26 protein-coding genes and 1 riboswitch are annotated in these 25,018 nt (G+C 72.6%); of the genes, 13 read left to right on the top strand and 13 right to left on the bottom strand.

The genetic code is table 11. The features are described 5' to 3' along the window. Positions 1-186: 186 nt before the first annotated feature. Positions 187-1,077: a hypothetical protein gene (locus EAO77_RS10870; RefSeq protein WP_147987799.1), complete on the bottom strand. Its 891-nt coding sequence runs from the start codon at positions 1,075-1,077 to the stop codon at positions 187-189. A gap of 219 nt (positions 1,078-1,296) precedes the next feature. Here EAO77_RS10870 and EAO77_RS10865 point away from each other — a divergent pair, with 219 nt between their 5' ends. Both EAO77_RS10865 and EAO77_RS10860 read left to right on the top strand, forming a co-directional pair. After that, positions 1,297-1,791, top strand: coding sequence for a DUF1877 family protein (locus tag EAO77_RS10865; protein WP_147987798.1), 495 nt, complete (start codon positions 1,297-1,299; stop codon positions 1,789-1,791). A 136-nt stretch (positions 1,792-1,927) separates the two neighbouring features. After that, positions 1,928-2,206 carry a hypothetical protein gene (locus EAO77_RS10860; protein WP_147987797.1) on the top strand — a complete coding sequence of 93 codons (279 nt, stop codon included), beginning with the start codon at positions 1,928-1,930 and terminating at the stop codon, positions 2,204-2,206. Between the two features lie 96 nt (positions 2,207-2,302). Here the strand turns inward: EAO77_RS10860 and EAO77_RS10855 are convergent, their stop codons facing one another. From EAO77_RS10855 to EAO77_RS10835, 5 genes are all read right to left on the bottom strand, one after another. Then, complete coding sequence (locus EAO77_RS10855; protein ID WP_147989073.1) at positions 2,303-3,676, bottom strand: SMI1/KNR4 family protein; 1,374 nt, start codon at positions 3,674-3,676, stop codon at positions 2,303-2,305. A gap of 47 nt (positions 3,677-3,723) precedes the next feature. After that, positions 3,724-4,329: a signal peptidase I gene (gene lepB, locus EAO77_RS10850; protein WP_147987796.1), complete on the bottom strand. Its 606-nt coding sequence runs from the start codon at positions 4,327-4,329 to the stop codon at positions 3,724-3,726. Between the two features lie 267 nt (positions 4,330-4,596). Continuing rightward, positions 4,597-5,157: a hypothetical protein gene (locus tag EAO77_RS10845; RefSeq protein WP_147987795.1), complete on the bottom strand. Its 561-nt coding sequence runs from the start codon at positions 5,155-5,157 to the stop codon at positions 4,597-4,599. Between the two features lie 166 nt (positions 5,158-5,323). Next, the gene (locus EAO77_RS10840; protein ID WP_147987794.1) at positions 5,324-6,160 is read right to left on the bottom strand and encodes a DUF4328 domain-containing protein; all 837 of its coding nucleotides are present in this window, start codon (positions 6,158-6,160) and stop codon (positions 5,324-5,326) included. A gap of 558 nt (positions 6,161-6,718) precedes the next feature. Then, a complete protein-coding gene (locus EAO77_RS10835) occupies positions 6,719-8,311 on the bottom strand; it encodes a beta-N-acetylhexosaminidase (protein ID WP_147987793.1) in 1,593 nt (530 codons plus the stop codon). 511 nt (positions 8,312-8,822) lie between these two features. Between EAO77_RS10835 and EAO77_RS10830 the strand changes: the two genes are divergently transcribed. From EAO77_RS10830 to EAO77_RS10805, 6 genes are all read left to right on the top strand, one after another. Then, positions 8,823-9,275 (top strand): 2-oxo-4-hydroxy-4-carboxy-5-ureidoimidazoline decarboxylase, encoded by a 453-nt coding sequence (locus EAO77_RS10830; protein WP_410088373.1) that lies wholly within the window; start codon positions 8,823-8,825, stop codon positions 9,273-9,275. A 167-nt stretch (positions 9,276-9,442) separates the two neighbouring features. Next, positions 9,443-9,823: a succinate dehydrogenase, cytochrome b556 subunit gene (gene sdhC / locus EAO77_RS10825; RefSeq protein WP_147987791.1), complete on the top strand. Its 381-nt coding sequence runs from the start codon at positions 9,443-9,445 to the stop codon at positions 9,821-9,823. A gap of 8 nt (positions 9,824-9,831) precedes the next feature. Then, positions 9,832-10,311 (top strand): succinate dehydrogenase hydrophobic membrane anchor subunit, encoded by a 480-nt coding sequence (locus EAO77_RS10820; protein ID WP_147987790.1) that lies wholly within the window; start codon positions 9,832-9,834, stop codon positions 10,309-10,311. A 24-nt stretch (positions 10,312-10,335) separates the two neighbouring features. After that, positions 10,336-12,090, top strand: a complete 1,755-nt coding sequence (sdhA, locus tag EAO77_RS10815; RefSeq protein ID WP_147987789.1) for a succinate dehydrogenase flavoprotein subunit — start codon at positions 10,336-10,338, stop codon at positions 12,088-12,090. Beyond that, a complete protein-coding gene (locus EAO77_RS10810) occupies positions 12,090-12,848 on the top strand; it encodes a succinate dehydrogenase iron-sulfur subunit (RefSeq protein ID WP_147987788.1) in 759 nt (252 codons plus the stop codon). The genes sdhA and EAO77_RS10810 overlap by 1 nt, the downstream gene beginning before the upstream one ends. A gap of 154 nt (positions 12,849-13,002) precedes the next feature. Continuing rightward, positions 13,003-13,587 (top strand): hypothetical protein, encoded by a 585-nt coding sequence (locus tag EAO77_RS10805; RefSeq protein WP_147987787.1) that lies wholly within the window; start codon positions 13,003-13,005, stop codon positions 13,585-13,587. 6 nt (positions 13,588-13,593) lie between these two features. On the opposite strand, the gene EAO77_RS10800 is transcribed toward EAO77_RS10805, so the two are convergent. After that, positions 13,594-14,409 carry an alpha/beta fold hydrolase gene (locus EAO77_RS10800; RefSeq protein ID WP_147987786.1) on the bottom strand — a complete coding sequence of 272 codons (816 nt, stop codon included), beginning with the start codon at positions 14,407-14,409 and terminating at the stop codon, positions 13,594-13,596. A gap of 151 nt (positions 14,410-14,560) precedes the next feature. On the opposite strand from EAO77_RS10800, the gene EAO77_RS10795 reads away from it, so the two are divergent. The 3 genes from EAO77_RS10795 (at position 14,561) to EAO77_RS10785 (ending at position 16,232) form a co-directional block, all read left to right on the top strand. Continuing rightward, positions 14,561-15,007 carry a hypothetical protein gene (locus tag EAO77_RS10795; RefSeq protein WP_147987785.1) on the top strand — a complete coding sequence of 149 codons (447 nt, stop codon included), beginning with the start codon at positions 14,561-14,563 and terminating at the stop codon, positions 15,005-15,007. After that, positions 15,004-15,417 carry a thiol-disulfide oxidoreductase DCC family protein gene (locus tag EAO77_RS10790; protein WP_410088372.1) on the top strand — a complete coding sequence of 138 codons (414 nt, stop codon included), beginning with the start codon at positions 15,004-15,006 and terminating at the stop codon, positions 15,415-15,417. The genes EAO77_RS10795 and EAO77_RS10790 overlap by 4 nt, the downstream gene beginning before the upstream one ends. A gap of 80 nt (positions 15,418-15,497) precedes the next feature. After that, on the top strand, positions 15,498-16,232 hold the full coding sequence (locus EAO77_RS10785) for a TetR family transcriptional regulator (RefSeq protein WP_147989072.1): 735 nt from the start codon (positions 15,498-15,500) through the stop codon (positions 16,230-16,232). Here the strand turns inward: EAO77_RS10785 and EAO77_RS10780 are convergent. Further along, the gene (locus tag EAO77_RS10780) at positions 16,223-17,722 is read right to left on the bottom strand and encodes a metallophosphoesterase (RefSeq protein ID WP_147987783.1); all 1,500 of its coding nucleotides are present in this window, start codon (positions 17,720-17,722) and stop codon (positions 16,223-16,225) included. The genes EAO77_RS10785 and EAO77_RS10780 overlap by 10 nt on opposite strands. Before the next feature lie 21 nt (positions 17,723-17,743). Beyond that, positions 17,744-17,989, bottom strand: coding sequence for an SCO4848 family membrane protein (locus EAO77_RS39920; RefSeq protein WP_261993860.1), 246 nt, complete (start codon positions 17,987-17,989; stop codon positions 17,744-17,746). Here EAO77_RS39920 and EAO77_RS10775 point away from each other — a divergent pair. Continuing rightward, positions 17,928-19,370: a D-alanyl-D-alanine carboxypeptidase gene (locus EAO77_RS10775; protein ID WP_261993859.1), complete on the top strand. Its 1,443-nt coding sequence runs from the start codon at positions 17,928-17,930 to the stop codon at positions 19,368-19,370. The two genes, EAO77_RS39920 and EAO77_RS10775, sit on opposite strands and share 62 nt — an antisense overlap. Here the strand turns inward: EAO77_RS10775 and EAO77_RS10770 are convergent. From EAO77_RS10770 to glyA, 4 genes are all read right to left on the bottom strand, one after another. Then, positions 19,318-20,268, bottom strand: a complete 951-nt coding sequence (locus EAO77_RS10770) for a YihY/virulence factor BrkB family protein (RefSeq protein ID WP_147987782.1) — start codon at positions 20,266-20,268, stop codon at positions 19,318-19,320. The genes EAO77_RS10775 and EAO77_RS10770 overlap by 53 nt on opposite strands. Before the next feature lie 76 nt (positions 20,269-20,344). Continuing rightward, complete coding sequence (locus EAO77_RS10765; protein WP_147987781.1) at positions 20,345-20,926, bottom strand: 2'-5' RNA ligase family protein; 582 nt, start codon at positions 20,924-20,926, stop codon at positions 20,345-20,347. A 207-nt stretch (positions 20,927-21,133) separates the two neighbouring features. Further along, positions 21,134-22,144: a tryptophan--tRNA ligase gene (gene trpS / locus EAO77_RS10760; RefSeq protein WP_147989070.1), complete on the bottom strand. Its 1,011-nt coding sequence runs from the start codon at positions 22,142-22,144 to the stop codon at positions 21,134-21,136. Between the two features lie 132 nt (positions 22,145-22,276). Then, entirely contained in the window at positions 22,277-23,545 is a 1,269-nt protein-coding gene (gene glyA / locus EAO77_RS10755) for a serine hydroxymethyltransferase (RefSeq protein ID WP_147987780.1), read from the bottom strand. Between the two features lie 40 nt (positions 23,546-23,585). Beyond that, positions 23,586-23,674: riboswitch (ZMP/ZTP riboswitch) on the bottom strand. 94 nt (positions 23,675-23,768) lie between these two features. On the opposite strand from glyA, the gene rocD reads away from it, so the two are divergent. Then, a complete protein-coding gene (gene rocD, locus EAO77_RS10750) occupies positions 23,769-24,986 on the top strand; it encodes an ornithine--oxo-acid transaminase (protein WP_147987779.1) in 1,218 nt (405 codons plus the stop codon). Positions 24,987-25,018 lie beyond the last annotated feature (32 nt).

Raw genomic sequence — 25,018 nt, 5'->3', positions numbered from 1 at the left:
GCGCTCCCATGTGGCGTGGTCGATGGTAGCGGCGCGGCGGGTGAGGGAGAAGAGCCGTGCGCCACTCATCGGATGACTGGAGGCGTCAACTCCGTTGCGTGGGGAGCCGTCCCGCCCGTACGGAGGGCTTCCGTACGGGCATGGGCTGGGGGCGTCGGCGCTCTGACGGACAGCCGGCCCGACGCGTCAGCACGCACCCGCGGGGAGTTCGATCGCGCCCTCGTACGGGCCCTGGTTCTCGTGCGTCACCTGCTGTTCGAAGGCGATGGACCCGCCGCTGTGCGGAATCAGGAAACCGAAGTCGAGGCGGTGGCTCCTGATCCGGTACGTCGCGGCGTCCAGGACCAGGACCTCCTCCAGGCCGGAGAGCGTCAACTGCCGCTCCTCGACCGGGATGCCGGCCTCGCGGAGTTGCCCGGCCGTCGGGGCGAGTTCGCGCCGGGCCTTCTGAGCCCAGGCCCTCCCCCGGACCTCGCTCAGCTTCCGCTCGCCGCTGGCGACCCGGAGTTCGACCGCGTCTGCGCCGCCGGCGCCGGTCGTCACCTCGACGTCGCCGCCGGCGGCCTGCGCGTAGGACCGGAACTCCGCGAGGACCGCGAGCGGGTCGTCGGCCTTGTTCCGCGTCTCGGGGTCGGCGGGCGACACGGGCTTCCAGTCCGCCGCGCCCTCCTTCAGACAGCCGGTCTCGCCGACGACATAGAGTTCCTCGGTCCTCTTCCGGCCCTTGCTGCCGGTGCTGACGCCCTGGGTGTGCAGTGCCGCCCGGCCGACGGCACGTTCGACCGCGCCCCGGTAGGTCGCCGCGCTCTTCCGCCCCTGGAGCGTCAGCCCTTCCTCGCCCCGCACGGAGAAGCTCCAGCCGGACTCCCCGTCCATCGCCTTCTCGGCGAGGTCGAGGAAGTCCTCCGCCGACTCCGGTTCGGGGGCCGGCTCGTTCGTCCGGGACACCTCCGCCGGCACGGGGGTCGCGGCCGCGCCTCCCGCCCCCGCCGGTTCCTCCGCCGGTGCGCCGCAGCCGGGGAGAGCGAGGGACAGGAGGACGGCGAACGCGGCGATGCCCCCGGGGCGAGTGCGCATGGAGTGGTTCCTTACGTCGTGACGGGGGCCGGACTGTACAACAGCCAGGGTCCGCCGCTCGCCCCGGCGGACAATCTCCACGAATCGGCACACGTGGGGCTCGGGCGGGCGCCGTTCCCGCGGTCCGCGGCCTCAGGACAGGTCCTGTCGGTGGCGGACGGTAGGTTCCCGCCGAGCGGTGGCCGGACGACGGCCCGCCGCCCGGAGCCCGGGGGGAACGTGTCGTACCACATGCATCTGCGCGCCGTGCCGGCCGAGGAGGTTCCGCAGGATTTCGAGGGGCTGACGACGTTCATGGGGACGGCCTGGGACGCGCTGGCCGAGGAGCGCGCCGCGGGGATCGCCACGGCGGTCGAGAAGGACTTCGGGCTGATCGACGACTTCTACGCGACCGCCGCAGGAGGCCCGGACACCGCCGGCGGTGCGTACGGACTGATCGTCTTCGGCGGCGAGGTGGTGAGGCACCCGGAGGAGGAGCGGCCGCCGTTCGCCGTCCTCTCCCCCGAGGGAACGACGGATGCGGCGGCCTTCCTGGACGGCATCGCCTTCGACGCCTTCTGGGACGGCGCCGGCACGACATTCCGCGCGCCGTTCGCGAGGTGGGAGGAGGCCGACGTCAAGAAGATCTTCGAACTGCACCACAGGGACCTGCGCGCCTTCTACCGCGGCGCGGCGGACCGGCGGCACGCCGTGGTCAAGGCGTTCCGGTACTAGGGCGTGACGTGACCGTCCGGTTCACTGCCCGGCACCGGCAGCCGCGCACCGCCGCCGACTGCCCGGCCGGGACCCTGCGGAGCACCCGGCGGGGCGCATAGCGTCGGGTGGACGAGGAACGAAGGGGGCGGAGACGATGGACTGGAACGAGCCCGTGCTCAAGCGCAGCAGGTGGGGCACGAACCGCTACGTCTACAACGCGGACAACCCGCTGGGGATGGTGCTGATCGTCCTGAGCGTCGTCGTCACCGTGATCGTGCTGGTGATGCTGCAGACCCGCTCGGGCCCCTTCGCCGTGGAGGAACGCCCTGCCCCGGACCGGCCCGCCCCGTCCGTCCACGTACCGGACGCCTACCTGCCGGACATGGACGCGCCCGGTGATCCGGCGGCGTCGCCGGGTACGTCGGCGCCCTGAGCCTCGTGCCGGGCTCCGGCCGATGCGGGCAGCTCGCCCGACGGCCCGGTCGTCACGGTCTCGGCTCCCGCCTGGACGTCCTTCGTCTAGCGGCGGCTACCCGAGGTCGGCCTCGATCACCGTGCGGGTGATCGGCGGCCGGTCCCACAACGCGAGGATCTCGTCGGCGAGTTCCGCGATCTCCAGGGGGTTCCGCTCGCCGTGGACCTCGATGGCGGCGGCCAGGAGCCCGCGCGGCACGGCGTCCGCGTCGAGCAGGACGCGCCAGTCCTCCGGAGTCAGGTCCAGGAACTCCAGCCCGCCGAGGCGGGCGATCTCCAGCGGGTCGGCGAGGACGCCCGGGTAGGCGGTCAGGGTGCGCAGGCGCGGAAGGCCGAAGAGCGGTTCGAGGCTGACCGGATCGTCCTCCCACACACCGATGCTCAGGGCCTCCAGCCCGGGGTGGGCGGCTGCCTCCACGCTGGGGATGGAGCTGCGGTTCACCCAGGCCACGGCCGGCTTCCCGGGGCGGGTCCCCGCGCCGCGGCCGTCCTCGGCGCGCCGGTCGAGCACCAGGTCGGTGAGGGAGTCGGCGACGAGGCCCGCGCCGATGTTCTCCTCGTGGCTCATCACGATGACCTGCCCGAGGTGTCCGCCCGGCCCGGGGGTCAGGTCGACGGCGATCCGGTCGCCGCCGCCGGTGTCCCCGAAGACGATCCAGCCGGGCGAGCCGACGAGTCCCTGTACGGCCGCGCCGGACCGGGTCTCGACGGCGTCCATCGACCCGTACTTCCACGGGGCCGGGCGGGAGGCGTTGTCCGCGACGTACACCTCGTCCAGTGCGAGGAGTTCGCAGCCGACCGCCTTCGTCATGCGCGTCGCCGCGCCGTAGTCCTCGCCGAGGTCCTCCCAGCGGGCCCGGACGACCCGGTAGAGCGCCTTCAGCTCCTCGGGCAGCGTGATCCCCAGCCGGGATTCCGTCGCCGCGATCTCGTCGCCGGTGGCGCCGATCGCGTCCGGCAGCCGCTCGCGGAGCGTGCGCCCCAGCAGTGCGGGGTCGGCGGTCGGCGCGGGCACCGCGTCCGGTGACGGGTCCGGCAGCCGGCGCCAGGGCTCGGGGACGGCACCCTCGACCAGGAGGAGCGCTCCGATGTGCTGGGCGACACCGGACTCGACGGCGGGGCCGAGGTCGATGAAGTGGACGCGGACCGCACCGGGGGCGGGCGACTCCATGACGAAGGAGACCTCGTCGACCCCCTCCTCCTCCAGGACGTCTCGCACCGCTGCGACCGCGTCCCATTCGTCCTGCATGTCGCTCACCAGCGCCGCCCGCCCGAGCTGGAATGCCGGACGGGCCACCGGCACGCTCCAGGAACCGCGGCCGACCTTCCCCGCCACGTATCCGCCGGGCGTGGCGAGCCGTCCGGCGTTGTCCCGGAGCATGAGCCGCAGCAACGGCTCCCAGGTGGTGAGGTCGTGGACCGAGGACAACTCTTCCTCCGTGATGTCGTGTGCGGTGTCCGGCAGAGACCTGGTCGTCATCCGACGGGCAGGCGGCGCCGCCCGGCGATCTCCGTCGCGAGCGCGCCGCCGACGAGGACGAGTCCGAGCAGGGCCGTGAGCCCCGCCGCGACGAGGCCGGAGCGGTCGTCGAGCGCGCGGGCCCGGACCTCGTCCTCGGGGACGGTGCCGGACCGGTCGGTGAGGAAGTACCGGGAGTCGTTGGAGTTGGCCCGGTGGTCGCCGAGCAGGAACAGCCGTCCCTCGGGAACCGTCACGTCGTACTCGGGGGTCCCGGTGCCCGAGGGGTCGCCGTCCTTGACGTAGGGCTCGGCCAGCGGCTTGCCGTTCAGGGTCACCGGCTCCCCCGGCCGCTGCGCGATCCGGTCGCCGCCGACGCCGATGACGCGCCGGACCGCCGGCAGTCCGCCGTACCACTCGGGCGACGCGTGCAGCACCACATCGCCCCGCCGGACCTCGCCCGGTTCGACGCGCTCCAGGAGGACGCGCTCACCGGGCGTGTACGTCGGTCGCATGGACTCGCCCGCGACGGTGGCCGTCGTGTGCCCGGAGACGACGTACCAGAGGGCCCCCACCGCCAGGACCAGCCCCATCGCCCCCAGTACCCGGAAGACCGCTCTCATGGTGTGTCCGCTCCGTCGTTCGGTGAGGAGCCGGGGGACGGGTGTCGAGGACGCCCTGTCGCAGCCGGCCCGTTCATGGCTGTGCCACACCACGCGAGCAGGCAGGAGGCCAGGTCGCGCCGGTGGCAGCGGATTATCGGACGGTCAGCTGAGACCACGTCAACCTGGCGGACAAACAGGGCCTTCGCGTGCACGGAGCGGGCTCCGCGCGGCACGGCGCTCCCGGAACGGGGCGGGCACGGGTGTCCGGTGGACCCGGGGCGGGCGTCAGCCCGTCACGCGGGCCCGGCGGGAGACGACGGCGCGCAGGACGCGGCGGCCCTCGGTGGTGATCTCCAGGGCGTGGCGCAGGCCGTTGCCGCCGGGCGGCTCGGCGAGGACCTCCAGGATCTGCGTCTGGCGCCGCAGTTCCCCGGCCACCATCGGTCCGACGCCCTCCGGGCCCTTGTCGCGGCAGCGCGCGAGGAGGCCGGGGTCGCAGTCGCCGACGTCGAAGCGCCGGTGCACCTCCAGTGCCGACGCCGAACACCCGTCGGCCCAGGCGCGCAGGGCGTCGGGGGCCCAGTCGGAGGGTGCCGCGGCGAGCATCGCGCGCACCAGGGCGGCGTCCTCGTCTGCGAGCGCCGTGTCCTCCAGCGCCTGCCGCGCTGCGGTGAGTTCGCCGGCCCAGCCCTCCTCGCCACCGGCGAGTCCCGCCCAGAGCGGCCGCAGCGCGTCGTCGTCCTGCGCGATCAGCGGCAGGCACCGGTCCAGGCACCCGAGCCCGCTCGCGGCCAGCCCGCGCGCGTCGGCCTCAGCGAGGAGTTCCGTCAGGCTCTTCGAGGTCATGCGCACGCCTTCCGTCCGGGACGAATCACACCCTTGTACCTGTTCGTTCTGCGCCAGGTGGCTCGAATGCGTCACTCCGTGGCCGGAACGTTACCGTCGGCGCAAGTGGAGGCCCGTCTCGTCGGCTCTGCCTGCACGGTGCTCGTCGTCCGCCCGCCGGCGCTCGTCAGTGCGCGCGCCCCCTGACGCCGTCGTCGCCGGCCGGGGCCGGGAACGCGACCGCGCTCATGGCCTTGGTGTGCTGCATGCGCGTCAGGCGGTGGACGAAGAGGGCCGCGACGACCGCCGCCACGATGTCCAGGAGGCAGGCGACGACGATGCCGTCGGCGGCGGACACGATCTCGTGGAGCGACTCCGCCCGGTCGTAGCGCCGGTCCGTGTACCGCGTGACGAGCCAGGACGCGACGAACAGGCCCCACCAGACGTTCACCAGGGTGCCGCGCTCGTGATCGCCCGCCGCGTAGGGGTCGGTGCGGCTGGCGCGCCAGGTCTCGGCGGCGATGCCGCGCGGGATCCAGAGGCCGGCGAAGGGGACGAACCAGCCGCCGATCGCCCAGCCGGTGCCGCGGGTGAAGCGGTCTCCGGCGAAGAGCCCCGCGTTGGAGCGGACGCGGTGGAACCAGATGATGAAGACGGTCACCGTCGCCGGCAGGGCCAGGATCTGAGCCACGGAGGTGGCAGTGATCAGCATGTCGGCGAAGTCGGCGTCCTCCTGCGACACGGCGAGGAAGCCGCCGTCGGACATGGCGGTCACCACGCGGCGGAGGTTGAACGCGGCGAGCGCGGCCGCGAGGTCGGTGACGGCGACGACGATCAGCAGGATCACCGCTGCGCGGCCGAGTCCGACCGGGGAGCGCAGCGTCCGGTAGGTCCCGGGTGCGGCGGGCCGGACGACGACGGGGCTGAGGTTCGGCGTGGCGGACGCCGCACGAGGCGGCGTCACCGGCACGGCGGGCTCCGCGGGAGCTGCGGGCTCCGCGGGCACGGCGGGCTTGGCAGGCACGGCGGGCTCCGCAGGCACGGCGGGCTTGGCAGGCACGGCGGGCTCCGCAGGCACGGCGGGCTTGGCAGGCACGGCGGGCTCCGCGGGCGCGGCGGGCTTGGCGAGGGACGGCGGCGCGGCCCCGGGCGCGGCGGCGTCGGCAGTGTGAGCAGCCCTCTCGGGCGCGGCGGGCACCGCAGCCGGCGCGGCATCCGGCGCAACGGTCTCCGGCTGTGCCGCGGGCTCGGGAGCGGCGGCGCGGCAGTCCGCGCAGAGGGGCCCGCCCTCGGTCGCGGGTCTCTCCTGGCAGCGTGAACACGGCATGACGAACGAACCCCCCAGGGAACGGATGCAGAGGGTCGCGACCGCCCCCCAGCGGTGCGACACGGGTACACGGCCGCGCACGGACGGCGGCGGTCGCGCGGACCCTATGTCCGCGCGACCGCCGCCGTCCAGTGGAAAGGCCAGGTCAGGACGGGATGACCCGTCCGGCGGCCGGTACGTCCCGAGGGGCGGGGCCGCCCGTGAACCGCCGCCGACCACGCGGCGCCCCGGCTCCCCCGGCGCCGGCCGCCCGCCTCAGGAGGTCGCCCGGTCCGCCACCGCCTGGAACTGCGCCCAGGACAGCGCCGGCTCCCGCTCGTCCCAGAGCTTCTGGGAGACGGCCTGGAGGGGGCGGCGGACGCCTTCGGCCACCTGCGCCTGGGTCTGGGAGTTCGCGAGGTCGCACCAGACGGCGAACCGGCCGCCGAGGATCTGGTCCGAGTACCTCGCCGCGACGGGCGTGGTGCCGCGCAGCACCAGCGGCGTCCACTCCTCGTAGATGCGCCGGCCGGTCGGGTACGTGAACTGGTTGGGCTCGCCGAGCACGTAGTAGAGGTACTCGTCGTTGAGGTTCACCAGCTTGCGCCCCTCGGCGAGGTACTCCACGGGCGGGCGGGCGCCGATCTCCTTGCCCGTCCAGTACTCGACCTCGATGTCCTTCGCGGCGGTGACGGTGCCGCCGGTGAAGAAGCCGTCGTTCCACGCCTTCGGCGTCTGCTTCGCTGCGCGCACCACGGCCGCGCGGTCGTTCATCCAGCCCTCGGTCAGGTCCTGGACGCCGGCGTCCGGGCCGTACTTCTCCCGGGCCGCGCTCGCGAGTTGCGGGTAGGAGGCCGCGGGGTCGCTGACGGTCAGCGCCTGGTACTCGTCGGCCCCGATGTGGAACCACCGGCCGCCGAAGAGGCCCGTGTACTCGCGCAGCAGGTCGTCGACGAGCTCCGCCGACTGCGGCTTCGAGATGTCGATCGCGCCCTGCCGCGGCACGCCCTGCACGTTGCGCAGCTGGAGCTGCGGGTAGGCGCGCATCACGGCGCCGAGGTGTCCGGGCGAGTCGATCTCGCCGAAGACGTCGATGTGCAGGCGTTCACCGAGGGCCAGGATGCGCTTCACCTCCGCCGTCGTCAGATGCGGATCGGTGACGATCTCGGGGTGCGAGGTGGATTCGATGCGCCACGCCTGGTCGTCGGAGAAGTGCAGCCCGAGCTGGTTGAGCTTGAGGTCGGCCATCTCCCGCATCCGGGCCTCGATCCAGTCCGCGGTGAAGTGCTTGCGCGCGATGTCCAGGTTGAAGCCGCGCTGGGGGCGGGCCGGCCGGTCGCGCACGACGCCCTCCGGCATGGCGCCGGAGGAGGCGACGGACTGCTTGAGGGTGCGGGTGCCGTAGAAGACGCCCGCCTCGTCGGGGCCGGTGATGCGGACCCGGCCGTCGCGGGTGGTCACGGTGTAGGACTCGGGCGCCCCGCCGCCGGAGGAGAGCGCGAGTTCCACGTCACCCGACCGGGCGGTGTTCGTGCCGCGGTAGTCGAGCTTCAGCTCCTGCGCGATCAGGCGGCCCTCGTCGGCGAGCTCCTCGCTGCCCTTGGCGACGACGACCGCGCCGCCCGCCGCGGCCTTCCAGCCGGGGCCGCGCGCGGCGTCGTGCTCGCGCACGGCGGGGACGGTGGCGGGCGGCTGCGAGAGGGGGTAGCTGCGCGTCGGGCTGGGGGTGGTGGGGGCCGCCTGGTCGGGCGCGGCGCTGCCCGGGTCCTGCGGGGAGTCGTCGGAGCAGCCGGCCAGGGTGACCGAGAAGACGGCGAGGGCGGCGGCTATCGCGCCGGTGGCGTGCGTCCTGCGTGAGCGCCGGGTCATGGGCGAACCTTCCGTGGTCCGGTCCGGCCTGTCGGCCGGCCGGGCGAGATGGCGTCGTCGGGGCGCGGCCCCGCGGGGTGCCGGGCCGGGTGCGGTCCGGCGGGCCGGAGCCGGAGGTGCCCGGGCGGGCGGCGCCGGTCGGGCCCGGATCGGAGGAAACGCCCCCTCAAGGGCGAAACCAGGGTGAAACACTCCCTCCAGAGTCCACCCACCACGTCCATCACATGGGTCCAAACTCTCCCGTCCGGGTGAAATTCGCGCATCCTTCGGACAGGTTTCGACACAGATCGATAGCGTTACGGCTCATCCCTCTCTCCCTTCCCAGCCGTCCCTGCTGGCCCTTCGAGGAGTCCCGCTGTCCAGCGACACCCCCGCCGGTACCCCCGAGCGACCGCCGGCCGTCCGACACGTCTCACGCGGACACGCCGGGAGCGCGCTCTTCCCGGAGGTCATACCGTCCCGGCCCGGCAGCCTGCCCGGACTCGCCGCCTTCAACACCGCGCCCGCCCCCGTGGCCGAGGCGCTCCTGCTCGACTGCTGCGGCAGCCACCGGTGGGCCCGGCGTGTCGCGGCGCACCGGCCCTACCCCGACCTGGCCTCCCTGCTCGCCGCCTGCGACGAGGCCGGATACGACCTGACCCCCGCCGACGTGCACGAAGCCCTGGCCCACGAGTGCTCGGCGGGTCTCGCGCCGGGGGCGCCCCCGGCGGCCCGGACCGCGCTGGCCGCGGCGCACGCCGCCTACGAGAGCAGATTCGGACATGCGTTCGTCATCTGCCTCGACGCGCACCGCCCCGAGGAGTGGCTGGACCAGGTACTGGCCGGCATCCGGCGGCGACTCGCCCACGAACCGGACGAGGAGAGATCCGTCTCGGCGGACGAGCTGCGGGCCCTGGCCCGCTCCCGAGTGGCACATGTAGTGGCCAACCATCCGGAAACAGGCGCCTCGGGCCCCGGACAGTAGCCCGTCCGTGGCTGATTGATTGCCTGTTTGATCACACCGGTGCACCCCGGGCGAACGAACCGACAACACGTCGCTACGATGGCGAGGGCCGGTGGACCGTACCCGGCCGGGCCCGACCGACACCCCAAGCCGGCAGGCCCCAGTCCCCGCTCCCGGAGGGTTCTTCCGTGCCGGCTGGAACGCTGTACCGCGGCCGGGAAGGAATGTGGAGCTGGGTGGCTCATCGAGTCACCGGCGTCCTCATCTTCTTCTTCCTGTTCGTACATGTGCTGGACACCGCCCTCGTCCGCGTCTCCCCCGAGGCGTACGACGAGGTCGTCGCCACCTACAAGACGCCGCTCGTCGCGCTTCTGGAATACGGCCTCGTCGCCGCGATCCTCTTCCACGCGCTCAACGGCCTGCGCGTCATCGCCGTGGACTTCTGGTCCAAGGGCCCCCGCTACCAGAAGCAGATGCTCTGGACCGTGATGGGCATCTGGGTCGTGCTGATGGCAGGCGCGCTGTACCCGGTGCTCGGCCACGCCGCTCGTGAACTGTTCGGGAGCTGAGGCGAGAGATGTCCACTGAGGTAACCCCTTCCGCGATCGGCGAGGTCGAGGGCGAGCGCGTCTTCGACGTCGACAACCCGGCCCCGTACATCGAGGCACCGCGCAAGCGCACCAAGAAGACCCCGAAGTCGACCCGGGGCAACTTCGAGATGGCCGCCTGGCTGTTCATGCGCCTGTCGGGCGTGGTGCTCGTCGTCCTGGTCATCGGCCACCTGCTGATCCAGCTGGTGCTCGACGGCGGCGTCTCCAAGATCGGCTTCGCCTTCGTGGCCGGCCGCTGGGCGTCCCCGTTCTGGCAGACCTGGGACCTGCTGATGCTGTGGCTTGCCATGCTGCACGGCGCCAACGGCCTCCGTACCGTCATCAACGACTACGCGGAGCGTCCCCACACGCGCCTGTGGCTCAAGGGCCTGCTGTACACCGCCACGGTGTTCACCATCCTTCTGGGCACGCTGGTGATCTTCACCTTCGACCCGAACATCCGCTAGGCACGGGGCTGAGGTAATCCACCCATGAAGATCCACAAGTACGACACCGTCATCGTGGGCGCCGGCGGCGCCGGCATGCGCGCCGCCATCGAGTCGACGAAGCGCAGCCGCACCGCGGTGCTGACGAAGCTCTACCCCACCCGGTCCCACACGGGCGCCGCGCAGGGCGGCATGGCCGCCGCGCTGGCGAACGTGGAGGAGGACAACTGGGAGTGGCACACCTTCGACACGGTCAAGGGCGGTGACTACCTGGTCGACCAGGACGCCGCCGAGATCCTGGCGAAGGAGGCCATCGACGCCGTCCTCGACCTGGAGAAGATGGGCCTGCCGTTCAACCGGACCCCGAACGGCACCATCGACCAGCGCCGCTTCGGCGGCCACTCCCGCAACCACGGCGAGGCCCCGGTCCGCCGGTCCTGCTACGCCGCGGACCGCACCGGTCACATGATCCTCCAGACGCTGTACCAGAACTGCGTCAAGGAGGGCGTGGAGTTCTTCAACGAGTTCTACGTCCTGGACCAGCTGATCACCGAGGTCGACGGGGTCAAGAAGTCCGCCGGCGTGGTCGCCTACGAGCTGGCCACCGGCGAGATCCACGTCTTCCAGGCGAAGGCCGTGATCTACGCGTCCGGCGGCACCGGCAAGTTCTTCAAGGTGACCTCCAACGCGCACACCCTGACCGGTGACGGGCAGGCGGCCTGCTACCGCCGCGGCCTGCCGCTGGAGGACATGGAGTTCTTCCAGTTCCACCCGACGGGCATCTGGCGCATGGGCATCCTGCTGACGGAGGGCGCCCGTGGTGAGGGCGGCATCCTCCGCAACAAGGACGGCGAGCGCTTCATGGAGAAGTACGCGCCGGTCATGAAGGACCTCGCGTCCCGTGACGTCGTCTCGCGCTCCATCTACACGGAGATCCGCGAGGGCCGCGGCTGCGGCCCCGAGGGCGACCACGTGTACCTGGACCTGACCCACCTGCCGCCGGAGCAGCTGGACGCCAAGCTGCCGGACATCACCGAGTTCGCGCGGACCTACCTCGGCATCGAGCCCTACACGGACCCGATCCCGATCCAGCCGACCGCGCACTACGCCATGGGCGGCATCCCGACCAACGTCGAGGGCGAGGTGCTCGCGGACAACACCACCGTCGTCCCGGGCCTGTACGCCGCCGGCGAGGTCGCCTGTGTCTCCGTGCACGGCGCCAACCGTCTCGGCACCAACTCGCTGCTGGACATCAACGTCTTCGGACGCCGCTCCGGCATCGCCGCCGCCGAGTACGCCGCGAAGAACGACTACGTCGAGCTGCCCGAGAACCCGGCCTCGCTGGTCGAGGAGCAGGTCGAGCGGCTGCGGAACTCCACGGGCAACGAGCGGGTGGCCACACTCCGCACGGAGCTCCAGGAGACGATGGACGCCAACGTGATGGTGTTCCGCACCGAGCAGACGATCAAGACGGCCGTCGAGAAGATCGCCGAGCTGCGGGCCCGCTACAAGAACGTGTCCGTCCAGGACAAGGGCAAGCGGTTCAACACGGACCTGCTGGAGGCCATCGAGCTGGGCAACCTGCTCGACCTGGCCGAGGTCATGGCCGTCTCCGCACTGGCCCGCAAGGAGTCGCGCGGCGGTCACTACCGCGAGGACTTCCCCAACCGCGACGACGTCAACTTCATGCGCCACACCATGGCGTACCGCGAGGTGGGCGACGACGGCGCCGAGTCGATCCGTCTCGACTACAAGCCGGTCGTCCAGACCCGCTACCAGCCGATGGAGCGTAAGTACTGATGGCTACCCCCGTCATGGACAAGGTGGAGAAGGAAGCAGCGGCCTCCCACCTCATCACGGTCACCTTCCGGATCCGCCGCTACAACCCCGAGGTGTCGGAGCACGCGGTCTGGGAGGACTTCCAGATCGAGATCGACCCGAAGGAGCGCGTGCTCGACGGTCTCCACAAGATCAAGTGGGACGTCGACGGCACGCTGACCTTCCGCCGCTCCTGCGCGCACGGCATCTGCGGCTCCGACGCGATGCGGATCAACGGCAAGAACAGGCTCGCCTGCAAGACGCTGATCAAGGACATCAACCCGGAGAAGCCGATCACGGTCGAGGCCATAAAGGGCCTGACGGTCCTCAAGGACCTGGTCGTGGACATGGAGCCGTTCTTCCAGGCGTACCGGGACGTCATGCCGTTCCTGGTCACCAAGGGGAACGAGCCGACGCGCGAGCGCCTGCAGTCCGCCGAGGACCGCGAGCGCTTCGACGACACCACCAAGTGCATCCTGTGCGCCGCGTGCACGTCCTCGTGCCCGGTGTTCTGGAACGACGGCCAGTACTTCGGCCCGGCGGCGATCGTCAACGCGCACCGCTTCATCTTCGACTCGCGTGACGAGGCCGGGGAGCAGCGCCTGGAGATCCTCAACGACAAGGACGGCGTGTGGCGCTGCCGCACCACGTTCAACTGCACGGACGCCTGCCCTCGCGGCATCGAGGTCACCAAGGCGATCCAGGAGGTCAAGCGGGCGCTGATCACGCGCCGCTTCTGACACCCGACGGCCACGGCCGCGCACGACACGGAAGGGCCCCGGCTCCCGCGAGGAGCCGGGGCCCTTCCGTGCGTCCGGCGCGGACTTCACCGACCGGGTCCGCACCTGGCAGGATCGTGGGACGGACAGGCGCGGCAGCAGAACGGGGAGCACCATGACCGAGCCAGGCGCGTACAGGGAAGGGGAGCCCGAGTACAACTGGGGCCCGGAGGAGCCCTCCGGGACGCCCCCGCACGGCTCCGCGCACCCGCCCACGCAGGCGTACGGCGTCCCGCGCGACCCCACCCAGGTCCACGGCGGGCCGCTCGCCCACCAGGCCGCCTATCAGCCGACGGTGGGCGCGGGGGTGCCCGTGCCCGCCCAGGGGGCCGGCCCGGCGCCCGCCCCCGGCGGGCAGCCGCTCGTCACCATCGGCGACATCACCGTCCTGCCGGACGCGGTGGTCACCCCGGCCGGCACGATGCCGCTGCGGGGCGCCGTGTGGAACGCGGTGGACCTGTCGCGCACCGAGAACCGGACCCCGGTGTACGCGATCGTGCTGGCGGTCCTGTTCGTCGCCGCCTGCGGCCTCGGTCTGCTCTTCCTGCTCCTCAACGAGAAGCGGACGACGGGCTTCGTGCAGGTGACCGTGACCGGCGGCGGCCTCCACCATGCGGCGATGATCCCCGCGAAGGGGCCCGAGACCTTCACCGAGGTGATGGGCCGGATCACCTACGCCCGCTCGCTCAGCGCCCTGTGAGGGCCCTCACGCCCGCTCACGGTCGCCGCGCACGGCACCGGCGAGGAAGTCCTTCAGCAGGGCGGTGATCTCGTCCGGGCGCTCCAGGCTCGGCAGGTGGCCGGCCCAGGGGAGTTCGACGTGCCGGGCGCCGGGGACGGCCGCGGCCAGATGGGACGCGCCGGCCCGGAAGTCGCTCAGGTCGTGGGCGCCGGACGCGATCAGCAGGGGTATGCCGATGCCTGCCAGGTCGTAGGGGCCTTCCGCCTCCGCGGCGGAGAGCACGTACCGCGCGCCCTCCTTCTCCACGGCACGCTCGGCGGCGCTCTGCACCTCGAAGGCGTGCAGCTGCATGGCGTGCACGGCCGCCCGGGTGGCCTCGCCGGCCTCAGGGCCCATCCAGGTCTCCACGTTGAGCGCGGCAGCCGCGTCGAGGTCGCCGGCCTCGAACAGCTCGGTCTCCCGGCGGTCGAACGCGATCAGTTCCGGGCTCGCACAGCCGCCCTGCCCCGGCAGGGGCGCGTTCAGCAGCGCCAGCGCGGTCAGCCGCTCCGCGGCGCGCAGCGCGGTGAAGAGCGCCACACGGCCGCCGAAGGAGGCCCCGACGAGGGCCGCCCGTTCGATGCCGAGGCGGTCCATCAGGGCGAGCACGTCACCCGAGTTGGTGTAGGGCTCCTCGGCGACCGGGGTGGCGCCGAAGCCCCGGAGGTCGGCGCGCACCACACGGTGGCCGGCCGCGGCCAGGGCGTCGAACTGGGGGTCCCACATGCGCCGGTCGCACACGCCGGCGTGGAGCAGCAGGACTGCGGGGCCGTCGCCGGCCTCGTCGTAAGAGAGGGTCATCCGGCAGAGGTTAGGCCAGGAGCCCAGGTCACGCCGCCGATTTCCGGCCCGGGGCGGTGCGTTGACCGTCACACGATGACTTGAACATGTTCAAAAGGAGGTCTACAGTCGTCACCGTCAGCTTTTGAACATGTTCAAGGGAGGGTGGGGCATGGACCTCACTGTCGTCGCATACGTCGTCTACCTGCTGATCAGCGTCGCCCTCACGGTCTGGGTGGCGCGGACCCTGAGCCGGAACGGGAGGATCTTCCTCGCGGACGTCCTCAAGGGGAACGAGACCCTCGCCGACGCCGTCAACCACCTTCTCGTCGTCGGCTTCTACCTGGTCAACCTCGGATTCGTCACCCTCTACCTCAAGGCGGCCGACGCCGTCGCCGACGCCCGGGGCCTCTTCGAGGCCCTCTCCGTGAAGATCGGCGTGGTGCTGCTCGTCCTCGGCGTCATGCACCTCGGCAACGTCTGGGTGCTCAACCGGATCCGCCGCCGGGGTGTCATGGAGCGCGAACTCACCCCGCCCGTCGGCCCCCAGGGCTGGACCCGGCAGCAGTCGGCCACCGGCCCCTGGACCCCGCCCGCCACCGGCCCGGCCGGGGCGTGAGCGCCGTGACCACCGCGGTCCGCGAGCTGACGGTCCTCTACGACGCCGGCTGCCCCCTCTGCGTCCACCTGCGCGCCTGGCTGATGCGCCGGCCGCAGCTGGTGCCCCTGCGGACGATCCCGGCGGGCTCCGCCGAGGCACGCCGCCGGTACCCGGAGCTGGACCACCACCGCACCCTGCGGGAGATCACCGTGATCGGCGACGGGGGCCAGGTGTACACCGGCCGGGCCGCCTATGTCGTCTGCCTGTGGGCACTCGCCGAGTACCGGTCGAAGGCGCACTGGCTGGCCACCCCCGCCGGGGCCCCCTTCGTCCGGGCCACCATGCTCGCGGCGGCCAGGTACCGCGAGCGCCTCGGCCCCGGGCGGGGCGCCACGCCCTGTGACGAGCAGTGCGCCGTACCCCGTTAGGCTCGTCCACCGTGACCGATGCGAAGGCCCCCACCCCCTCGAAGACACCGCGGACGCCGAAGACACCGCAGACGCCGCAGGTGCCGAAGAGCGAGCAGACCCGCACGCTGATCCTGGAGACCGCCCTGCGGCTCTTCCAGGAGCGGGGCTACGACAGGACGACGATGCGGGCCATCGCCAAGGAGGCCGGGGTCTCGGTCGGGAACGCGTACTACTACTTCGCCTCCAAGGAACATCTCGTCCAGGGCTTCTACGACCGGATCGCCGCGGAACACCGCGCGGCGGTCCGGCCCGTGCTGGAGAAGGAGACCGACTTCGAGGCCCGGATGGCGGGGGTGCTCACCGCCTGGCTGGACATCGCCGCGCCGTACCACGAGTTCGCCGCGCAGTTCTTCAAGAACGCCGCCGACCCGGAGTCACCGCTCAGCCCCTTCTCCCCCGAGTCCGCGCACGCCCGGGAGGCCGCCATCGACGTGCACCGGGAGGTGCTCGCCGGGTCCAGGGCCAAGGTCGCCGAGGAACTGCGGGACATCCTGCCGGAGTTGATGTGGCTCTCCCAGATGGGGCTCGTCCTGTACTGGGTGTTCGACCGCTCCGCGGACAGCGAGCGCAGCCGGCGCCTCGCCGTCCGCGGCGCCCGGCTCACCAGCAGGGGCGTCGCGCTCGCCCGCTTCCGCGTGCTGCGCCCGCTCGTGCGCGAGGTGCACGAGCTGTTCACCGACTTCCTGCCGGGCATGGCGCAGACCGTGGCCGCCCGGAGGACCGGCGGCGGCCCCGCGGCCGGGAGCCCCGGGGCCGGACCCGCTCAGGCCTGACGCGACGCCAGCTGCACCACGGTGATGTCGGACTCCGCGCCGACCCGCACCGGCGGGCCCCAGGCGCCGGCGCCCCGGGAGACGTACAGCTGGGTGTCCCCGTAGCGCTCCAGCCCCGCGACCGTGGGGTTGGCCAGGCCGGCCAGCAGGTTGCCCGGCCACAGCTGTCCGCCGTGGGTGTGCCCGGAGAGCTGGAGGTCCACGCCGTGGTCCACGGCGTCGTGGATGACGACCGGCTGATGGGCCAGGAGCACCGCCGCACGGGACCGGTCGCGGTCGCCGAGCGCCCTGGCGAAGTCGGGGCCCTGGCCCGTGTCCTCGCCCGCGATGTCGTCCACACCGGCCAGGTCGAAGCCGCCGGCGATCTCGACGCGCTCGTTGCGCAGCGGCTTCAGGCCCAGCTCGCGCACATGGTCGACCCACTCGTCGGCGCCGGAGAAGTACTCGTGGTTGCCGGTCACGAAGAACGACCCGTCCCGGGCCTTCAGCTGCGCCAGCGGCTCGGCGGCGTGCCCGAGGTCGGCGACGCTGCCGTCCACTAGGTCCCCGACGACGGCCACCAGATCGGGCTGGGCCGCGTTGATCGCATCGACGATGCGCTGGGTGTGGCCGCGCCCCAGGATCGGACCGAGGTGGACGTCGCTCACGACCGCGATGCGGTAGCCGTGGGCGCCCCGGGGCAGCTTGGCCAGCGGCACGGTGACCCGCTTGACGCGGGGGCCGCGCAGCACGCCGTACGTGCCGTACCCGACGGTCCCGACCGCGGCGGCGGCCGCGGCGCCCCCCACGATCCGCGAGACGAACATCCGCCGCGAGACCGCGGCGGGGGCATCGGCCTCGGGGGCGTCGACGTCGGGGGCCGTGGTGCCGCCGCCGGCAGGCGCCGACGCGGGGGCCGAGGGGTCCGGCGCCGGTGCGCCGTCCGCCGGCGCGGCAGCGGTGGCGCCTTCGCGGGCGGCACCGTCCGGGGCGGGCGCGGTGGTGGTGGTGCCCCCGGCGCCGGCCTCGGGAGCCGATCCGGTGGCGCCCGCGAGGGCCGCACCGGCCGGGGCGGCGGCCCCGGGTGCGCGGGTGGTCGTGCCGGCCGGCGCCTCGGAGCCCTGGGCCGCCCCCGCCGCGGGGGCGGCGCCGGACGCCGCCGGCCCGTTCCCCGCGCCCCGCGCGGAAGCCCGGCGGGCCAGGGCGCGGGTCAGGAGGGGGCGGACGGCCTCGCCGACGACGAGGGCGAGGACCACGTACAGCAGGAGCGCGAGCCACAGGTAGCCCGGCCAGGCCAGCACCTGTTCGACCCAGAACGGCGCCCCCACCCGCGCCGACAGCAGCGCGCCGAAGGACAGCGCCGGCAGCGCCCAGAGGGCCACCGTGCCGATCCGCCGGGCACGCCCGCCCGGCACCGTCGTGTCACGGACCAGACGCCGCCACACGTACCAGTGCACCCCGGCGAGCAGGGCGAGGACCAGAATGATCACGAGTGCGGCGACAGCCACCATGGACGGTTTCCCCTACCCCTCTCAGGTGCGCTCATCGCGCAGGGCGCGCACACCGCGCAACCCGATGGCCCCGACGACCGTCCCCAGAACAAAGGACGTGACGGCGAGCAGCAGATGGACCCAGAAGTACCCGGTCGGGTCACCCGCGTCGTCGAAAGCGAGCCCGCTGCCGTCCTGCCACAGGTTTTTGACGAAAGTGACCCAGATGAACCAGCTCCACACCCCGAACGCGAGCAGGAACCAGGAGACGGGGCGGCTGAGCTTCATGAGCCAAGTATCGCGGGTGTCCTCCGACCGGGTACTGCGGGGTGGGCCGTCCCGGCGTCGCGCCCGGCGGGTCAGCGGGCCGATCTCCATATTTTTGCCCGGGCACTGTACGTTCTCGTCCGTGTCCGCTCTGTCTGCTGCCCTCAGGTCCGCCGCGCGAAGGGCCGCGCCGGCGGTCCTCGCCGCCGCGTTGCTGCCCGCGATGACCGCCGCACCCGCCTTCGCGGCCGTGCACGACGACAAGCCCGGCAAACAGCCGCAGCCGCCCGCCCGGATGTCCGGCGTGGGCGGAGCCCAACTCGGCAAGCCCGGTACGCAGGTGAGCCTCGGTGCGGGTGCGCCGGTGCTCCCCAAGGACGTCAGCGGACGGTCGTGGATCGTCGCCGACGCCGAGAGCGGCGAGGTGCTCGCGGCGCACAACGCCCACTGGAAGCTGCCCCCGGCGTCGACGCTGAAGATGCTCTTCGCCGACACCCTGCTGCCCAAGCTGCCGAAGGACGCCGTGCACAAGGTGACCGACGCGGAACTCGCGGGCGTCGGGGAGGGCAGCAGCCTGGTGGGGGTGAAGGAGGACCACACCTACAGCGTCCACGACCTGTGGCTGGGCGTCTTCCTGCGCTCGGGCAACGACGCCGTCCATGTGCTGGCGGCCATGAACGACGGCGTCGAGAAGACCGTCGAGGACATGCAGGCGCACGCCGACGAGCTCCAGGCCCTCGACACCACGGTCGTCTCGCCCGACGGCTACGACGAACCGGGCCAGGTGTCCTCCGCGTACGACCTCACGCTGATCGCCCGCAGCGGTCTGCAGAAGAAGGACTTCCGGGAGTACGCGTCCACGGTGACCGCGCAGTTCCCCGGCGAGCAGAAGAAGGGCAAGCCGCGCGAGACGTTCGCGATCCAGAACACCAACCGGCTGCTGACCGGCGCGGACGGCGTCTCCCCCTACCAGGGCATCGCCGGGATCAAGAACGGCAACACCACGCACGCGGGCTCCACCTTCACCGGCGTCGCGGAGCGGGGCGGGCGGGTGCTGCTGGTGACCGTGATGAACCCGTCGTCCGACGAGGGCCAGGCCGTCTACAAGGAGGCGGCACGGCTGCTCGACTGGGGGTTCGCGGCCGCGGGCAAGGTCACCCCGGTGGGTGAACTCGTGGCACCGAAGTCGGCCGAGCTGCCGTCGTCGGGCGGCTCGCAGCCGGTGAAGGAGGGCAAGGGCGCGCCCGCCGAGCCGGTCGCCGCCGCGCACGCCGGTTCGGGCGGCATGGGCATCGCGCTCGCCGTCATGGGCGGTGTGCTGGTGCTGCTGGCCGCCGGCGGCTTCCTCGTCAGGCGCCGCTGGCCGCTGCCCGACCGGATGCGCCGTTCCCCGCGTCCGTGACGGACGGCTCCGTCGCGTCCGCCCCGTCCGCCCCGTCGGATGTCTCGCCGCTGCTCCGCGTCGCCGTCCAGGCGGCGCAGTACAGCAGCAGCTTGGCCGTGAAGTTGATCCACAGCAGCAGGGCGATCGGCACGCCGAACGCGCCGTACATGCTGCGGGAGGCGACCCCGCTGAGATAGCCGCTGAGCAGCAGCTTCAGCAGTTCGAAGCCGACCGCGCCGATCAGCGCGGCCACCATGAGCCGGCGGCGGGGCGGGTGGGCCCCGGGCAGCAGGGTGAGCAGGTAGAGCAGGATCAGGAAGTTCGCCAGCACGGCGAAGACGAGGGCGCCGATCCGCAGCAGGACGCCGCCGATGCCGCCCTCCTCCAGGCCCAGCCGGTCCGCCGTCCAGTCGACCGTGGTGGAGCCGAGCGCGGACACCGCGAAGGTGGCGAGCCCGGTGCCGCCGAGCCCGGCGAGCACCCCGACGTCCTTGGCCTTGCGCAGGACCGGGTTGCCCTCGTCCTCGTCGTCGGTCCCCCAGACCGCCCGCAGGCAGTCCCGCATCGCGCCGACCCAGCCCACGCCGGTGAGCAGCAGCAGCACACCGGAGACGACGCCGACGGTGCCGGCGTTGGCCACCAGGGAGTTGATGTCGAGCTGGTCCGAGATGCCGGGGATCTGATCGGCGATCTTGTCGTTGAGTTCGTCCACCGCGCTCTTGTCGAGGGCGGCCGCGATGACCGCGGCGGCGAAGGTGATCAGCGGGAAGAGCGCGAGGAAGCTCAGGAACGTGATGGCGGCCGCGAGCCGCGTCCAGTGCGCGCGCTCCAGCGTCTCGTAGCTGCGCCAGGCGTGGGTGCGCATCAGCCGTTCGACGAGGGGGCCCACGACGGGGAGCCTGATCAGCCAGTCCATGCGCTACGCCTACCCGGTCACCGACCGCGCAGCCCCGGCGGCACCTGCGTTCGGTCGCGGCCGTCGCGGCGGGAGGTCAGAGGGTGGTGGCGTGCTCGTCGACCGGGGAGCCCTGCGCCGGGACGCCCGGGACGCCGCCGCCGAACGCGTAGGTGTTCAGCTTGCGCCACACCGCGTCCGTGCCCTGCTCGTACAGCGCGAAGGACGCGCACGTCCAGGCGGCCGTGTACTCGGACAGCTCCGCGTACGCCCGGTCCATGGCCTCCTCGGCGATGCCGTGGGCGACGGTGACGTGCGGGTGGTACGGGAACTGCAGCTCGCGCGCCAGCGGCCCGGAGGCGTCGCGCACCCGCTCCTGGAGCCAGGAGCAGGCGGAGCCGCCCTCGACGACCTGGACGAAGACCACGGGCGACAGCGGGCGGAAGGTGCCGGTGCCCGACAGGCGCATCGCGAACGGCCGGCCCGCGGCGGCGACGGCGGCGAGGTGGGCCCGGACGGCGGGCAGCGCGGCGGAGTCGACCTCGGTGGGCGGCAGCAGGGTGACGTGGGTCGGAATGCCGTACGCGGCCAGGTCCCCGAAGCCCGCGCGGCGTTCCTGGAGCAGGCTGCCGTGTGGCTCCGGGACCGCGATCGAAACGCCGAGCGTTACGGTCCCCACGTCGTTCTCCTCGGGTCTGTGCACCGGGTGTCCGGTACGAGGTCGGTTGTGGTGGTGCAGCCGCCAGTGTGGCGGCTGCACCCACTTCGTGGCCAGAGTCCTTGGACACAGGTCCTTCGACTCGGGCGGGCCCGTGACGGCTCCGTGACGGCGCGGTGACGGCCCGCTGCGGCTCCGGTGCGGGCGCCCTGCCCGCCCGGTGGCTTTTCAGTGCTTCGCGGGGATGAATCCCACCTTGTCGTATGTGCTGGCCAGCGTCTCGGCGGCCACCGCGCGGGCCTTCTCCGCGCCCTTGGCGAGGATCGAGTCCAGCGTCTCGGTGTCGTCCAGGTATTCCTGCGTACGGGTGCGGAAGGGTGTGACGAAATCGACCATCACGTCCGCGAGGTCGGTCTTGAGCGCACCGTAGCCCTTGCCCTCGTACTTCTGCTCCAGATCGGCGACGGCCGTACCCGTGAGGGTGGAGTAGATGGAGAGCAGGTTGCTGATGCCGGGCTTCTCCGCGGGGTCGAAACGGATCACGGTGCCGGTGTCGGTGACCGCGCTCCTCACCTTCTTCGCGGTGGCCTTCGGCTCGTCGAGCAGGTTGATCAGGCCCTTGGGCGTGGAGGCCGACTTGCTCATCTTGATCGCCGGGTCCTGGAGGTCGTAGATCTTGGCGACCTCCTTCAGGATGTGCGGCCGCGGCACGGTGAAGGTGTCGCCGAAGCGGCCGTTGAACCGCTCCGCGAGGTCGCGGGTCAGCTCGATGTGCTGGCGCTGGTCCTCGCCGACCGGGACCTCGTTCGCCTGGTACAGCAGGATGTCGGCGACCTGGAGGATCGGGTACGTGAACAGGCCGACCGAGGCGCGGTCCGCGCCCTGCCTGGCGGACTTGTCCTTGAACTGCGTCATCCGCGAGGCCTCGCCGAAACCGGTGAAGCAGTTCATCACCCACGCCAGCTGCGCGTGCTCGGGCACATGGCTCTGCACGAAGAGGGTGCAGCGCTCGGGGTCCAGGCCCGCGGCGAGCAGCTGGGCGGCCGCGAGGCGGGTGTTGGCGCGCAGTTCCGCCGGGTCCTGCGGGACCGTGATCGCGTGCAGGTCCACGACCATGTAGAAGGCGTCGTGGGTCTCCTGGAGCGCCACCCACTGGCGGACGGCACCGAGGTAGTTGCCGAGGTGGAACGAGCCGGCGGTGGGCTGGATCCCGGAGAGCACACGAGGACGCTGCTGCATGGCGGTGCCATTCCCCTGCTGGTGGTGGGCGACGGTCGGGTCAGAGGCCATGCACATCATTCTCTCAGGTGCACGGCGGACGCCGGTCCTCCGGTCGCGCACCGGGTGCGCGACCACAGGACCGGCGCGCGGTCAGGCCGGGAGGCCGGGGGCGGGGTGGCCGGCCATCAGGCCGGCGACCTCCTTGCGGACGGCGGCGAGGGCCTCCTCGTCGCCGGCGGCGGCCGCCCGGACAGCGCGGTCGATCCACTCCGCGACGGCGGGCATGTGCTCGGTCCCCAGGCCGCGCGAGGTCAGCGACGGGGTGCCGATGCGGATGCCCGAGGGGTCGAACGGCTTGCGGGGGTCGTAGGGGACGGTGTTGTAGTTGACGACGATCCCGGCCCGGTCGAGGGCCTTCGCCGCGACCTTGCCGGGCACGTCCTTCGAGGTCAGGTCGATCAGGATCAGGTGGTTGTCGGTGCCGCCGGAGACCAGGTCGTAGCCGCGTTCCAGCAGGGCGTCGGCGAGGGCCCGGGCGTTGGCCACGACCGCGTGGGCGTAGTCGCGGAAGGCCGGCTGGGCGGCCTCCTTCAGGGCGACGGCGATGGCGGCGGTGGTCTGGTTGTGCGGGCCGCCCTGGAGGCCGGGGAAGACGGCCTTGTCGACGGCCCTGGCGTGCTCCTCACGGGCCATCAGCATCGCGCCGCGCGGGCCGCGCAGGGTCTTGTGGGTGGTGGTGGAGACGACGTCCACGTGCGGCACGGGCGAGGGGTGGGCACCGCCGGCGACGAGGCCGGCGATGTGCGCGATGTCGGCGACCAGTACCGCGCCGGCCTCCCGCGCGATCTCGCCGAAGGCGGCGAAGTCGATGGTGCGGGGCAGCGCGGTGCCACCGCAGAAGATGACCTTGGGCCGCTCCTGGAGCGCGAGGTCGCGCACCTCGTCGAAGTCGATCCGGCCGGTGTCGCGGCGCACGCCGTACTGCACGCCGCGGAACCAGGAGCCGGTCGCGGAGACGCCCCAGCCGTGGGTGAGGTGGCCGCCCATCGGCAGTGCCATGCCCATCACCGTGTCGCCCGGCTCGGCGAAGGCCAGGTAGACGGCGAGGTTGGCCGGGGAGCCGGAGTAGGGCTGGACATTGGCGTGGGCGGTGCCGAACAGGGCTTTGGCGCGGGCCACGGCCAGGGACTCCACCTGGTCGATGTTCTGCTGGCCCTCGTAGTAGCGGCGGCCCGCGTAGCCCTCGCTGTACTTGTTCTGCAGGACCGTGCCGGACGCCTCCAGCACGGCGGCGGAGACGTAGTTCTCGCTCGGGATGAGCCGCAGGGTCTCGGCCTGGAGCAGTTCCTCGGCGCCGACGAGGGCGGCGAGTTCGGGGTCGGTGGCGGCGAGGGCGGGGTGCGGGAGCGGAAGGGTCATGGGTGTCCTCCGGGACGGTCCGTGACGATCGGTCGTTGTCCCGGGGTGCCCAGGCGGACGGCACCACGTGCACTTCCTCGTACGGCTCCCCCGGGGTCGATTCCCCGCGCGCCAGTCGCCGTACCCTTCAGCACCCTAGCGCCCCCCGGCGTGTGGCGGATGTAGGCGTCCGCATGGCGAGCGACCATGGAGGGAAGGCCAGCGCCCGACGATCGGAGCACCCGTGTCCACCACGACGTCCGCCCTCGCCGCCGCGGAGGCGCACACCGCGCACACCTACCACCCGCTTCCGGTCGTCGTCGCCTCGGCGGACGGCGCCTGGATGACCGACGTGGAGGGACGCCGCTACCTCGACCTGCTCGCCGGCTACTCCGCGCTGAACTTCGGACACGGCAACCGGCGCCTGATCGCGGCGGCCAAGGCCCAGCTCGACCGGGTCACCCTCACCTCCCGCGCCTTCCACCACGACCGCTTCGGGGACTTCTGCGCCCAGCTCGCCGAGCTGTGCGAGATGGAGGCCGTGCTGCCGATGAACACCGGCGCGGAGGCCGTGGAGACGGCGGTCAAGACCGTCCGCAAATGGGGCTACCGGGTCAAGGGCGTCCCCCAGGGCCAGGCGAAGATCGTCGTCGCCGGGAACAACTTCCACGGCCGCACCACCACGCTCGTCAGCTTCTCGACCGATCACGACGCCCGGGCGGACTTCGGCCCCTACACGCCCGGCTTCGAGATCGTGCCCTTCGGCGACCTGACGGCGCTGGAGAACGCCCTGTCGGCGAACACCGTGGCCGTGCTGCTGGAGCCCGTGCAGGGCGAGGCCGGGGTGATCGTGCCGCCGCCCGGCTATCTCCAGGGCGTGCGCGAGCTGACCCGCAAGCACGGGGTGCTCTTCGTCGCCGACGAGATCCAGTCGGGCCTCGGCCGCACCGGCGCCACCTTCGCGTGCCGGCAGGAGGGCGTGGTCCCGGACGTGTACGTGCTCGGCAAGGCGCTGGGCGGCGGCGTGGTGCCGGTGTCGGCCGTGGTCTCCTCGTCCGAGGTGCTGGGCGTCTTCCGGCCCGGCGAGCACGGTTCGACCTTCGGCGGGAACCCGCTGGCGTGCGCGGTGGCGCTGGAGGTGATCGCGATGCTGCGCACCGGCGAGTTCCAGCAGCGGGCCGCCGAGCTGGGCGCGCACCTGCACCGCGAGCTGGGCGCGCTGGTCGGCGGCGGGGCGTTGGACGCGGTACGGGGCCGGGGGCTGTGGGCCGGGATCGACATCGCGCCGTCCCGGGGAACGGGGCGCGAGATCTCGGAGCGGCTGATGGAACGGGGCGTGCTGGCGAAGGACACCCACGGCGCGACGCTCCGGATCGCGCCCCCGCTGGTCATCTCGCAGGAGGACCTCGACTGGGGGCTCGACCGGCTGCGCGCGGTGCTGACGGAGGCGCCCGGGCCGTGAGGCCCGGCGGGGCACCCGGGGGCGTGGGGCCC

It is taken from the genome of Streptomyces sp. T39 (assembly GCF_008042045.1).
Classification (GTDB): Bacteria; Actinomycetota; Actinomycetes; order Streptomycetales; family Streptomycetaceae; genus Streptomyces.
This window is presented reverse-complemented; position numbering and strand designations above follow the sequence as displayed.

Excerpts from the sequence above, each read along its gene's own strand:
- EAO77_RS10870 (WP_147987799.1), bottom strand. The coding sequence starts at position 1,077 with ATGCGCACTCGCCCCGGGGGCATCGCCGCGTTCGCCGTCCTCCTGTCC.
- EAO77_RS10860 (WP_147987797.1), top strand. The coding sequence starts at position 1,928 with ATGGACTGGAACGAGCCCGTGCTCAAGCGCAGCAGGTGGGGCACGAAC.
- lepB (WP_147987796.1), bottom strand. The coding sequence starts at position 4,329 with ATGAGAGCGGTCTTCCGGGTACTGGGGGCGATGGGGCTGGTCCTGGCG.
- EAO77_RS10845 (WP_147987795.1), bottom strand. The coding sequence starts at position 5,157 with ATGACCTCGAAGAGCCTGACGGAACTCCTCGCTGAGGCCGACGCGCGC.
- EAO77_RS10835 (WP_147987793.1), bottom strand. The coding sequence starts at position 8,311 with ATGACCCGGCGCTCACGCAGGACGCACGCCACCGGCGCGATAGCCGCC.
- EAO77_RS10820 (WP_147987790.1), top strand. The coding sequence starts at position 9,832 with ATGTCCACTGAGGTAACCCCTTCCGCGATCGGCGAGGTCGAGGGCGAG.
- sdhA (WP_147987789.1), top strand. The coding sequence starts at position 10,336 with ATGAAGATCCACAAGTACGACACCGTCATCGTGGGCGCCGGCGGCGCC.
- EAO77_RS10810 (WP_147987788.1), top strand. The coding sequence starts at position 12,090 with ATGGCTACCCCCGTCATGGACAAGGTGGAGAAGGAAGCAGCGGCCTCC.
- EAO77_RS10805 (WP_147987787.1), top strand. The coding sequence starts at position 13,003 with ATGACCGAGCCAGGCGCGTACAGGGAAGGGGAGCCCGAGTACAACTGG.
- EAO77_RS10800 (WP_147987786.1), bottom strand. The coding sequence starts at position 14,409 with ATGACCCTCTCTTACGACGAGGCCGGCGACGGCCCCGCAGTCCTGCTG.
- EAO77_RS10795 (WP_147987785.1), top strand. The coding sequence starts at position 14,561 with ATGGACCTCACTGTCGTCGCATACGTCGTCTACCTGCTGATCAGCGTC.
- EAO77_RS10780 (WP_147987783.1), bottom strand. The coding sequence starts at position 17,722 with ATGGTGGCTGTCGCCGCACTCGTGATCATTCTGGTCCTCGCCCTGCTC.
- EAO77_RS10775 (WP_261993859.1), top strand. The coding sequence starts at position 17,928 with ATGAACCAGCTCCACACCCCGAACGCGAGCAGGAACCAGGAGACGGGG.
- EAO77_RS39920 (WP_261993860.1), bottom strand. The coding sequence starts at position 17,989 with ATGAAGCTCAGCCGCCCCGTCTCCTGGTTCCTGCTCGCGTTCGGGGTG.
- EAO77_RS10770 (WP_147987782.1), bottom strand. The coding sequence starts at position 20,268 with ATGGACTGGCTGATCAGGCTCCCCGTCGTGGGCCCCCTCGTCGAACGG.
- trpS (WP_147989070.1), bottom strand. The coding sequence starts at position 22,144 with ATGCAGCAGCGTCCTCGTGTGCTCTCCGGGATCCAGCCCACCGCCGGC.
- glyA (WP_147987780.1), bottom strand. The coding sequence starts at position 23,545 with ATGACCCTTCCGCTCCCGCACCCCGCCCTCGCCGCCACCGACCCCGAA.